Here is an 11,779-nt window from a genome sequence, read left to right as displayed (position 1 = left end):
GCCTACTCTCCATTATTTAAAAATGCAGCAAGTTGAGTGGTGTTACTTTGTATCTCGTGAGGTAGTGCGGTATCGAGTAACTTTTCCAACTGAATTTCTAGCTCTATCTGCTTTCTTGGCAGTAAGGATTGCTCAATGTTATCCAGTACGAATAGATAGTTATGGGTCGGTGACGGTAATATTTTATAGTTTCTGAAAACTTCTTGCGCCGCAGCTGCCAATTTCGGTGTGGTGAGTTCGCAAGTTGGCAACGCATAGTAAGTGAGAACGGGGTTTATCGAGTAACATAATAGCAGTTCGGTGATAACTTCATAGACGTTAATTTCGTCTGTTACTTCGACTTTTTCTATGGTGATCAGATAGAACTCTTCGTCTTTTGGATTGCTGCGGATCTCACATCTTAAAACACCAAGAGGAGTGTGGTAGATGCCATTACCACTAAAGCATGCCGAGAACTCTGCAAGTATCTGAGATTCTATGTCTTTGCTGAGATTATGCTCGACAACTTGGCCTTCATTATTGATTAATACCCGTGGGCAATCACGCTTTTTTAGTTGTTCCTGTAAAACCGTTTTAAAATAATTATTATTGTATACGTCTATTGCTGCATTAACTTCTTCGAGTAATTTGTCGTTCTCCCATGGTTTACATAAAAACTTATGCGCAACCTTGCTATTAATCATATCAATAAGCATATCGGAGTCGGTATAACCGCTAAGAATTAGGCCAATTGCACCAGGGTTTATTTTTTTGGCTCGTTTTAGAAAATCTCCACCATTCATTAGCGGCATTCTAAAATCAGAGATAATAACCTGAACGGGGTGCGTGTCTATGTACTCAAGAGCTTCAAAAGGATTATCAAAACTGACAACCTCTACCGAAGGCAGCCGTATGACTCGTTTTAACGCCTTAAGTATTGACGTTTCATCGTCTAATATCAGTACTTTGTAACTAACTAAAGTATTTGCTTCTGAGTTCATAGAAAAGCTCCAACCAATCTTGGCTCTTTTGATCAAAAAAGGTGTTGATCACCGTCTGATTGACTTCTTTATTGGTGATAGTGTCTATAAGCAACAATAGCTTAGTGGCATTGCAATCTGAGCTAGCCGTTTCTAGGGCATTAATGAGTGCATACAATTGATCTGTGATGGCTGACTCGTAGCCAATTAACGTGGCTGTATAAAGGGCGATGTGTAATTTCTCGATATAGCAACTCTGTGGGGAATGACATTGACTTTCGGTAATAAGCTGAGCTATTTCTGAGCCGAGCTCACCTAGAAATAATAAGGATTGAAGAAAAACAACACGCTCAGAGTCAATTGATGCGTCATGTAGCTTGTGTACCAATTCCTTAAGTAACTTGACCTTTTTAAAGTTAATATCGCTTAACTGCTCACAGTTCGCGATATCATATCTGGCTGCGACCATATTGTGATAACACACAGAGACAATAATTGCAGACACTAAATCTACACCGAGCGTCTTAATCGCGGTAGAGAGGGAGTATTGCTTCGTCGATAATCCCACATAAGCACTGTTACACAGGTGGAATAATTTAGCTTGAATGAGCACCTCTTGTTCTAGCATCGCTTCAAGCTTATGAAAATCTAAATCAATGTCTTCAATTTTACTTAGCAAGATAGGCAATTCGTTTTCAATGAAAGTTTCATTTAACGCACGCTTTATTGCTTCTCTTAAAGGCAGCTCATTGAGTCGATAAAAAGCGGTGATAACCTCATCGAATTCTTCTCTTCGAAATGGCTTAGCGATGATAAAGGTCGCAGAAATTGAAGATTTGCACAGTACCTTGCCCGTGGTATCGCCCGTTAATAACACGGTGAGGACTTGCGGATAACGGCGTCTAACGATATTGATTAATTCAACACCGTTAATCGATGGCATAAGGTAGTCACTCACAAAGATGTCTATGCTCGCTAACGTATCTAGGGATTCTATGAATTGTTTAGGTGATGAAAAGGTCAGTATCTCAGCGCCTTCCATGCTGATTTTGAAGTGGCGGTGGAGCGACTTCAACATTAACTCATCGTCATCAACGAGCACAATCCGTGGCACTTGGCTTTTAATAGACATAGTGAGTAAACTCCTCAAGCAAAACAGGTTTTCCGATGAGATATCCTTGTACTTCATCGCATTTTAACTGTTCTAGAATTTCAAGCTGTTCCACGGTTTCTATACCTTCAGCGACAACTTTTAATTCAAGGTCGTGAACTAATCGAATAACATTTTGGACAAGATCTCGAGCTGATTTTGAACTGTCGATATTTTCAATCAGGCTTTTGTCAATTTTGATAACATCCACTGGCAATTTTGAAATATAGCCCAGTGAGGAATATCCCGTACCGAAGTCATCGATGGCAATGGAGAATCCGATTTCTTTTAATTGTAGTAATTTAGTTTTAGCTTGCTCGAGATTTTCTAAAACAAAGTTCTCGGTGATTTCTAACTCGAATTGCTCGGGTTTGAGCGAATACCTTTCAATAATCGAATACATGGTTTGTACAAAGCAGGGATCGGAAAGTTGATAAGGTGAAACATTCACTGCAACTTTTTGGATCTCAAGTTCTTCCTTTTGCCATTCGCACAGTGCGATACACGCCTGCTCAAGTACCCAAGTTCCTATTTTGACTATTTGTCCGTCTTTTTCTGCCAACGGAATAAAATAATCTGGTGAGTTAGCGCCAAACTGGGTGTTCTTCCAGCGAATTAACACTTCGCAACTATTGATTGAATGTTCATTTAAATTAAGCTTAGGCTGGAACCTTAGATAAAACTCATCATTATCAACGGCGTTAAATAATGCCTCAGAGACTTTATGCTCGTTTAGCTTTTCTGAAAGCAGTGATTGCGAATAACGCATATAGAAGTCAGTGCGAGACTCACAAACAAATTGGGTATAGATAACTAAGCTGTCTATTGCTTCCGATAGTGGTTGCTCAGGCTCAATCATGGTGTACGAGACAGAGAACTTGATTTGGATATTTTTGCGAATGAAAAATTGTTTAATTGAGTTGATTAACTCATCTAAAAATTTGTGTACCTCAATTTCACTTTGTACTGAATCTAGCCAGAAAATAGCTTGGTCAAAGCTGATTTCAAGCATCGAAAAATGAGTCGCTTCGCTCAGTAGAGCATGATCTATGATTTTTTTAAACGTATCTGAATATATTGGGGTATTAGAAATAATATTCTTAACCAACAAGTCTCGAATTTTCAGGCAGATCATGACAGAGTTATCGGTGCGATTGATATGTTCGAGAAAGCCCAATTTGCTCTGATAAAAGTTAGGATATTTATCCTGCTCGCTGGAGAGGGGTTTAATGATAAGTAGGTAGCTGGATTCTGTTTTTAGCTTGAGCTCAACTTGACATAACACCCCAGAGCTTTTTAATGTTGCAATTCTGCGTTCAGTAAAATCATCAAGGCATTTATCACTTTCAAAATTAAACAGTTGAAAGAAGTTGCCTTTATTGACCTCGTTCAACACTAATTCCGTGTAAGCGTAATTACAGTCAATGACATTACCTATGGTATTAACTTCGACTAAAGGTGCATTATTGTTACGCAATATCTGGGTTTTTAATTCGTTTTTGTGATGGTTTGTGAGTGCCGCTTCTATCGTAGTGTACAGTTCTTCGTTATTCCAAGGCTTGGATAAAAACTTAAAGGTGTTATTCGCGTTGATCAGCGACTTCATATCGTCATAATCAGCTTGCCCACTGAGCACGATGCATTCAATACTGGGATCATGCTTTTTCACTTCTTGGATAAGCTCTTGGCCATTCATGTTGGGCATTCTGAAATCAGTAATAAGCACATGCGGTTTGTGCTCTTGTATTAAACCGAGCGCTTGTCTTGGGTCATCGGTATATACCACTTCATAATGCTGTAAACGCAGAGTGCGCTTAAGCGACTTTAGAATATCAATTTCATCATCAACCAACATGATAGGTGCATTCATAGCTACCCCTGGATTAGCGCATTAATTTTTTCTAACAGAATAGAGTTATCAAACGGTTTAGAAAGGGCATCGTTGGCGCCCATCGCTTTGGCCTTTTCAAGTTCTACATCATTTAACGCAGAGATCACCAAAATCTTAATCGCTTTAAATTCTTCTTTTTCGCGGATAAATGAGATCACTTGAAAGCCATCCATTCCCGGCATGGAAAGATCGAGCGTGATTAAACTTGGTTTAAACTCAGAGATGGCAATGCCTGCCATAAAGCCATCTCCAGCTTCTTGTATCAAATAATCGTTGCCTATCACTCGTCTTATCGCTTTTCTATATTGGGGCTCGTCATCAATGATAAGCACCTTAGCTAAATCCCGTTCTTTATCAGAGTGTAGACCACTTTCTGCGATTTGATAGTCGCTAATAAAGTCTTGCGAAAGGGGGATTTTGTGCTTGTTTAAAAAGGATAAAAAGTCTTCAAGTAAGACACGGTAGTTACCGCGTCCAGGAAGCTTATGACCTTTTAATTCGCCATTGGCAATCCAACGACTTACACTGCGTTGGTGTACGTTACAGTAGCTGGCGATTTCGCTTGGTTTAAGTGTTTGCATAGTCTTATTGCTTTAATTCTCTTACCTATTGGTATAGCACAAGAAAACTAATAAGACAAAAGCGACATTAGAGACAAAGAAAATAGAGTATGTTTGTGAGCTAAAGGTATCAAGGCGGGGAGCCTTGATACCATCATGGATATATAAACCTATAACACCATCGCGGCTATCCAGCCGAAGCAGAGTAGTGGGATGTTGAAGTGAATGAATGTTGGCACCACGGAATCCCATATGTGATCGTGCTGGCCGTCGGCATTTAAGCCAGAAGTGGGTCCAAGTGTGGAATCTGATGCAGGAGAGCCCGCGTCGCCTAATGCACCTGCGGTTCCCACCAAAGCGGCGGTAGCCATAGCGGAAAAGCCAACCTCTAGAGACAAAGGTACAAATAGCGTGGCAATGATTGGCACGGTTGAAAATGAACTGCCAATTCCCATGGTAATAAGTAATCCAACAAGCAAAATCATCGCAGCGGCAAGAGGTTTATTATCGCCAACAAAATCGGCACAACTTGCTACTAAACTTGCCACATCGCCCGTTGCTTTCATGACAGAAGCAAAGCCTTGAGCAGAGATCATGATAAAACCTATCATTGCCATCATTGCCACACCTTTACTGAAAACATCGGAGTTTTGCTCCCATTTCACAATGCCAAAGAGGCTAAAAATCATCACGCCAACGAGCCCACCTAATATCATTGAGCCACTGTTATTTTGTGCAATGAGAGAAGCCAGCACCGCAGCACCGCCGACGATCATGACTTTAGTTGCTTCTTGGCCTTCAGGTACAGTGTTTGACTGAGTACTTTGCTGTTGACTCACTTCATAATCTCGCTTTTTACGATAAGTAATGAAAACGGCAACCAACAGTCCTATCAACATACCAAGCGCTGGGATCACCATAGCGTATGGCACGTCGAACTTAACCAATTCTAAACCATTATCTACAAGGTTTTTATGCAAAATAGAGTAAAGGTAAATGCCACCGAATCCATATGGCAACACCATATAACTGGTCGCTAAGCCAAACGTTAAAATACACGCAATCGCACGGCGGTCTATCGTCAGCTTGTTCAGTACGACTAATAGCGGTGGAATGAGGATCGGAATAAACGCAATATGGACAGGCACAAGGTTTTGCGAGGCAATCGAGCAAGCCAAGATGATGACCATTATAAACATGCTTAAAAACGTTGAACCTTCGCTATCATTGGCATTAACCAATTTGAGCAGCTTTTGCGCGAGGATTTGAGTTAAGCCAGACTTTGAAATAGCAACTGCAAACCCACCTAACATGGCATAGCTTAAAGCTATTTCTGCGCCGCCAGATAGCCCATCATTAAAGGCGTTTAAGGTTGTCTTCAAATCTAAACCGGCCACTAAGCCCGCAGCTATTGCACTAACTGTCATGGCGACAATTACATTTATTCTAAAGAGGGTTAACCCCAGCATGAGCAAGACGCCCAAAATAACAGCATTCATACTATTTTCTTGCCTTTCTTTTTATTGATTTATACAACCTCTTCAACTCACCAAGCTCAAGTTTATTAAGTGGTTTTTGTTGATACTGTGACTTTTCAATTAATTGATAAAACTGCCAAAGCGACGCTTCTAACTCAGGAAATAACTTACATAACTCAACAATATGTTGTTTCGCCGTAGTGCCACTTAGGTGCTCTTTGAAATCGGACACTATAGCATTGTAATAGACAAGTTCGATAGGGCGTTTATGCCGAGTAAGCTGCTTGCTAAGGTAAAATAGCGCAATTGAGAGCAAAAGCAGCATAAACAGGGAAAATATCCCAGCCCAAAATTGACCATTACTCCCAAACCACTCTTTAAACAGTGCGCCTTGCTTTTCTTTGTCAAAATTAATGACGACGCGAGTCCACTGATAGTCAAGCTCCTCGAGCTGTAATCGCAACCAATTAATAGATTGCCAATTAGACAACCCAATTAAGCTGTAGCCCAAACCACTTTTAAACTCGCTCGATAATTGTTCTAACTGAGAAAGACTCCCTGTCATGCGTTCTGGGGCAATCCAGGCAGTTGGGTCTAAGCGTTGCCAGCCAATTCCCGGTGTAAAATATTCAACCCAAGCATGTGCGTCATATTGATAAACGCTGTAATAGCCTTGATTGTCATTTTTTTCACCGCCCAGATAGCCTGATACTAAGCGAGCGGGGATACCCGCGCTTCGCAGTAGAAAAGCCGCAGCAGAGGCGTAATGACCACAAAAACCGTTAAACGAGCTAAATAGAAAGTCATCAATCCTATCGCTCGATTGGGCTGTAGTTGGTGTTAAGGTATAGACGAAACCATTTTGCAAAAAATAGCGCTTCATTAATTCAATGAATTGGCTCGTTGTTGTCGATTGACTGTCCAAGTCGCGCGCCAGTTGCCTTGCCTGTTGATTAATGCCGTCAGGTAATGCGGTGTTACGCCTATAATACCAAGGCCTTAACGAGTCTTGGGGTTCAAAGTCAGTGAAATCGATTTGATACTCGACAGGTTTTGCTGATAGGTTTTTCAAATAGACCGTGCCAAACACGTTACTATTCAGCTTAGCGTTTTTCGAATAAGAGTATGACAGGCCATACAACCAAGGAAGTTGACTTGGCTGCGCAATAATGGTTGCTGCGCCGATCGGCTCTTTGGGCAACGCTCTGATATTAGTACCTTGATACTCAGAGACTTTCCATTGCCGTCCGTCAAATTCATCATGAATAATTGCACGCCAATAGAAAGGTCCAGTTTGTTGAGTGTTCTCAAATGACGCCCTAAACACCAAGTCGCTGGACTGGGATAAGTTTGCGATATTGAAAGGATCTACATTCTCAGATAATCCTGTTTTTGCTTGATTCTGCGGTGCAGGTAACTGCCAAAATGCCGGGAGTTTTGGTAAAAAAACGACTAATAAGGTAGCTACAGGCAGCACCAATACCAATCCCTTTGCACTTACCTTAAGCGCAGGTTTGAACCTTAGGTTTTGCTCGAGATTAAGCATGATAGCTAAATTAACAGCCAGCAAAATCAATACAAGAAATGCTGCAAATATACTTTGTGTAAAAAGAAATAAGCACGGATAAGTAAAGAAATTCAAAATACATATTTGTGTAAATTGGCGAGCTTGCGTGGCATGCACTTGTTTCAGTAGCGATGCAACCAACATCAAAGCCACAAAAACATTCACGCTGTTTTTTATACCTATTAATGAGGCCGTTGCAATGGCGCCGAGTAAAGTGACCAAGTTGATAAAGCGAATGCTTAACACGCTTGGTTTAGTCACCAACCTCGATGCTTGCCATAGTGTTAAAACGGTACATAACCCGACAAAGCCGATACCAAAATCATCGACAAGAATAATGCTCAGCAGCCATAAAAATAGTGACGTGCTGTAGTACCATTTTGGGAAGCTAGAATTCACTTAATGCCTCCAAGCAACATAGTTTATGGGTTTCACCTTGACCGAACGGGATCCTGTTTTGTTGAAGTAACAGGGCATAACTTGTTTGTTGCTTATCGGCGTCAAGCACCATAGTACAAAGTTTACTCAGACGTTCTTCTTTGCTGCCTGAAAGTTTAGAATAATCGAAAATAATGCGGTGTAAATCGGCCGACTCCGGTGCATTCTGTTTAATTAACATCAGTTCCGTCTTGGCGTAATGCTTCCAAGAAACGCGGCTTAAACTCATCCCTTTTTGATATTGCGAGAGATGGTCGAACTCAACTGAACGCTCTTTCTGTTGTATGCTTTGGCTAGTATTCGAGGCACTGCCGAAGCTAAACTCTGTGTCTACAACGGGCAATGGAGTAGGGTACACGTAGAAAGCATCGTTTGGTTTTATATACGACCAGGTACGAATAAGGCCAAATGGGAAGTAGCTGAGGATTTTAATTACCCCCGTATCATATACGCCACGAGGTAATTCAGGGGCACTTAGCTCGAGAATTTTCTCATCACTCACTTTGGAAATATAGGTAGCCGTTTGGTTGTATTCACTTGAAAGTCTGAGTGATTGGATCTCTGTGCTAGATGAAATACTGAGCCTAATAGATGAACTATATGGGCTAAAATTAGCATTACTTCCCAAATATCGGACATTTGTATTGTTCAAGTTGAAAAAACCTAAAAATAGGGCGGCTATCATCATCACAGCCATAATGTAGGACACTGCAAGGATTAGATTATTTTGATAGTTGATCCCCAATACAAAATTAAGCAAAGCCACAGCGATAAAAAAACCGCCATCCTTAGATGGCAGTATGTAGATATTATTATGAGATAACCGTATTTCTGAGCGTTGATGTCGTTGATAAATATGCTGCTTAACTTTCCGTTTCAAGCGGTTAATCATGCTTAATGTACCGGTACGTTTTGAAAGACCTGTGTCTGAACTTCTGCTTCATTAGTCGTGGTAACGCCAAGTCGATGGGCACAGACTGAAGTGAAAACGGCTTGAACATCATCGGGTATGACGAAATCTCGACCACTAATAAACGCATATGCACGACTTGCGGCTGCAAGTGCGATGCTAGCTCTTGGCGACAAAGGATCGCTAAATTGACCTGAGCTTCGTGTGTAGTTAACTAAGCGAAGGATGTAATCAATAATAGCGTCACTTAGCACAATGTTAGGCACAACTTGTTGATAGGCTAACAGTGTTTTACCATCGATCACTTGTGGTGCTTGAGTCAGTTTTCTCGCTTTCCCAGCTAATTTAATTAGCTGCGCTTCTGCCATTTCCGAGGGGTATCCTAAGCTTATACGCATAAAAAAGCGGTCTAGTTGTGACTCAGGCAGTGGATGCGTGCCAGATTGATGCTGAGGATTTTGCGTTGCAATCACAAAAAATGGGCTAGGGAGCTCATGGCTTACGCCATCGATGGTTACTTGATGTTCTTCCATGGACTCCAACAACGCGCTTTGAGTTTTTGGACTTGCGCGGTTGATTTCATCGGCCAGTAAAACTTGGCTGAAAATTGGACCAGGATGGAATTCAAAAGACTGATGTTCACGGTTAAAAATAGAAGTGCCGGTAATATCAGCTGGGAGTAGATCGCTAGTAAATTGCACGCGACGATATGTCAGACCTAACACATCTGCAAGAGAATGAGATAGCGTCGTCTTACCCATACCTGGTAAATCTTCAATAAGGAGATGGCCGCGACACAAAAGACTGCAGATCGCGAGCTTTATTTGTTCAGGCTTTTCTAAAATAACGGTAGAGAGCGCATCGGTAAGTTTCTTTATTTCTTCATTCATGTAACCAGCTCTAAACGCTTCATAACTGAATCCACTTTATGTGCATTGAAAGGTTTAGCGATAAAGCCCTTAGCACCAAGCTCCCAAGTGTTTTGAACATTCTCCATACTATTATGGCCAGAGCACATGATGACATGGGCCACAGGAAAGTTTTCGTTGATGTAGGAAAGAATTTCGGTGCCATCTGTATCGGGAAGCTCAATATCTAAAAAGACAACACTGGGTTGTTTATGCTTTAGTAGCGGCTTTGCGGAATCAAAGTCTTCACAACCATAAACTTCTTCAAACCCTAAGTTTTCCAAAATCTGTGTCAGAAAATCTCTGATCTCAACAGCGTCATCAATTATCAAGATTGGTTCTAGCGGTCTTACAAATTCCATATGTCGATACTTCAAATTACAAATTCAACCACATACTATAAAAAGCGAAACCATAGCTCAATAGAAAATACAGTAAACTTTTTATTAATGTCCGATACCGTCTAGTATTGGACATATTAAGGGTGATTAAATTGGCTTTCTTAACACTACAATTACTACAAACTATATATCCTATAATTTACGTTATGTTAAATGCAGTGAATTAAAAGAGAGATTAACTTACTCTCTTGTACAATCAAAATTTCGCTGGATGTTTACGGACTAATTTTTGACCTGCTTATCCGTTTTCGAATATAAAACTGACACCGCTGTTTCTAGTGCTACATCCCTACCATTATTGTCCATATCGCCAGCTACAATTATATTTGGTTCGAAGTCTTCACGAAAACTACCATTTACGTGATATAAGCGTTCAAACCCAACTTCAACCCAAGCGTTACTTTGATCAAGGACGAGACGTTTGATGCCGCCAAGCAAATCAGCCATCGGTGCGCCAATTACTGCGTCCGCACCCAAAGCATCAAAGCCAATTGTCATGCCTTCTCCAATACTGCCAGTCCAGCGCCCAGCAAGTACAACAAACGGTACCTTTATTTGTTGCTTTGCTGGTTTAGTGAGCGCGTCTTTTAACTCTGCTTTGTTGAATTGTACAGATCCCGTTTGAGTACGGTACTTTTGATACACGCTTGGCGCAGCAGTAAAATGTCCAAGTATGGGTTCTGCGACACCAGTATTCCCGCCGCTGGGTGTATTTCTAAGGTCAATAATATAACCTTTCACTTCACCTAAAAGCTTTAATGCAGCTTTAAACTCATCAACGGTTTGGGCGTTGCCCATAGCGTTATTAAATCGAATATGACCAAATTCATCTATTTTTTCGTAGGATACTTTAGGCCCATTACCTAGCGCATTTATCGCATCATAACTTGCGGCAAGTTCGACAGTTGCTAGCTTTGTATCCCGTTGAAATTCAATTTCGCGTTTTTGATAACGTTTTCCTCCTAACGCAATATTCAGTGCGTAACTCTTCTGAGCCTTATTTAATTGACTCAATGGCACCTGCATTACGTCTTGGATGGCTTGCGATATTGTATTGCCATCTATCCTTGTCACTTTATCTCCGGGTTTTATCCCTTTAACGTCTGCATCGCTGCTACGTTTTACGTCAATAATAAGTGCGCTGTTATCATTAAACTCGACATACATATCAGCACCTGTTGGATACACACTGTAATCCTCTTCATTTAATGGACCAAGATTGAGGTGCGGATCTGTAAAGTGGCGTAAATATGCTTGGCTTAAATCAATAAAGGCTTGCTTTGAATCTAAATTATTTAACTTATTCTCAAATAGCTGCCGAGTTTGCTGGTAATCTTTAAAGTCATCTAGATATGCGTAATGGGTTTGCAAGTTATGATCGAGTTCTTTCCAAGCATCTAACGCGCTAAAAGTCTCAGCACTTGCAGAAAAATTTGTTGTTAAAAGGAAGCTGAAGCATAAAAAAGCATTTAGTTTCATATTATTATGTCCTTGTTATTATTATTTAATCCCAGTTA

General features: G+C 40.8%; 10 protein-coding genes. All 10 read right to left on the bottom strand.

Annotated features, from left to right (window positions below; genetic code table 11):
• Positions 1–2: 2 nt before the first annotated feature.
• Positions 3–980 carry a response regulator gene (locus L1271_RS06890; protein WP_045989674.1) on the bottom strand — a complete coding sequence of 326 codons (978 nt, stop codon included), beginning with the start codon at positions 978–980 and terminating at the stop codon, positions 3–5.
• Positions 952–2,091, bottom strand: coding sequence for a response regulator (locus L1271_RS06885; protein WP_010604753.1), 1,140 nt, complete (start codon positions 2,089–2,091; stop codon positions 952–954). The genes L1271_RS06890 and L1271_RS06885 overlap by 29 nt, the downstream gene beginning before the upstream one ends.
• Entirely contained in the window at positions 2,081–3,979 is a 1,899-nt protein-coding gene (locus tag L1271_RS06880; protein ID WP_010604754.1) for an EAL domain-containing response regulator, read from the bottom strand. Before L1271_RS06880 ends, L1271_RS06885 begins: the two co-directional genes overlap by 11 nt.
• Before the next feature lie 2 nt (positions 3,980–3,981).
• Entirely contained in the window at positions 3,982–4,581 is a 600-nt protein-coding gene (locus tag L1271_RS06875; protein ID WP_010604755.1) for a response regulator, read from the bottom strand.
• A gap of 149 nt (positions 4,582–4,730) precedes the next feature.
• Entirely contained in the window at positions 4,731–6,059 is a 1,329-nt protein-coding gene (locus L1271_RS06870; protein ID WP_010604756.1) for a Na+/H+ antiporter family protein, read from the bottom strand.
• 1 nt (position 6,060) lies between these two features.
• Positions 6,061–8,004 (bottom strand): transglutaminase family protein, encoded by a 1,944-nt coding sequence (locus tag L1271_RS06865; RefSeq protein WP_235367429.1) that lies wholly within the window; start codon positions 8,002–8,004, stop codon positions 6,061–6,063.
• The gene (locus L1271_RS06860; protein ID WP_233525238.1) at positions 7,994–8,923 is read right to left on the bottom strand and encodes a DUF58 domain-containing protein; all 930 of its coding nucleotides are present in this window, start codon (positions 8,921–8,923) and stop codon (positions 7,994–7,996) included. The genes L1271_RS06865 and L1271_RS06860 overlap by 11 nt, the downstream gene beginning before the upstream one ends.
• A gap of 14 nt (positions 8,924–8,937) precedes the next feature.
• Positions 8,938–9,843 (bottom strand): AAA family ATPase, encoded by a 906-nt coding sequence (locus L1271_RS06855; RefSeq protein ID WP_010604759.1) that lies wholly within the window; start codon positions 9,841–9,843, stop codon positions 8,938–8,940.
• Complete coding sequence (locus L1271_RS06850; RefSeq protein WP_010372856.1) at positions 9,840–10,223, bottom strand: response regulator; 384 nt, start codon at positions 10,221–10,223, stop codon at positions 9,840–9,842. Before L1271_RS06850 ends, L1271_RS06855 begins: the two co-directional genes overlap by 4 nt.
• A gap of 261 nt (positions 10,224–10,484) precedes the next feature.
• Positions 10,485–11,741 (bottom strand): S41 family peptidase, encoded by a 1,257-nt coding sequence (locus tag L1271_RS06845; protein ID WP_235367428.1) that lies wholly within the window; start codon positions 11,739–11,741, stop codon positions 10,485–10,487.
• Positions 11,742–11,779: the final 38 nt, after the last annotated feature.

The sequence above is a fragment of the Pseudoalteromonas sp. OF5H-5 genome, from assembly GCF_021530695.1.
GTDB lineage: Bacteria > Pseudomonadota > Gammaproteobacteria > Enterobacterales > Alteromonadaceae > Pseudoalteromonas.
This window is presented reverse-complemented; position numbering and strand designations above follow the sequence as displayed.

Bases quoted from the DNA above. Each gene is read 5' to 3' on its own strand.
- L1271_RS06890 (WP_045989674.1), bottom strand. From the start codon at position 980: ATGAACTCAGAAGCAAATACTTTAGTTAGTTACAAAGTACTGATATTA.
- L1271_RS06885 (WP_010604753.1), bottom strand. From the start codon at position 2,091: ATGTCTATTAAAAGCCAAGTGCCACGGATTGTGCTCGTTGATGACGAT.
- L1271_RS06880 (WP_010604754.1), bottom strand. From the start codon at position 3,979: ATGAATGCACCTATCATGTTGGTTGATGATGAAATTGATATTCTAAAG.
- L1271_RS06875 (WP_010604755.1), bottom strand. From the start codon at position 4,581: ATGCAAACACTTAAACCAAGCGAAATCGCCAGCTACTGTAACGTACAC.
- L1271_RS06870 (WP_010604756.1), bottom strand. From the start codon at position 6,059: ATGAATGCTGTTATTTTGGGCGTCTTGCTCATGCTGGGGTTAACCCTC.
- L1271_RS06855 (WP_010604759.1), bottom strand. From the start codon at position 9,843: ATGAATGAAGAAATAAAGAAACTTACCGATGCGCTCTCTACCGTTATT.
- L1271_RS06850 (WP_010372856.1), bottom strand. From the start codon at position 10,223: ATGGAATTTGTAAGACCGCTAGAACCAATCTTGATAATTGATGACGCT.
- L1271_RS06845 (WP_235367428.1), bottom strand. From the start codon at position 11,741: ATGAAACTAAATGCTTTTTTATGCTTCAGCTTCCTTTTAACAACAAAT.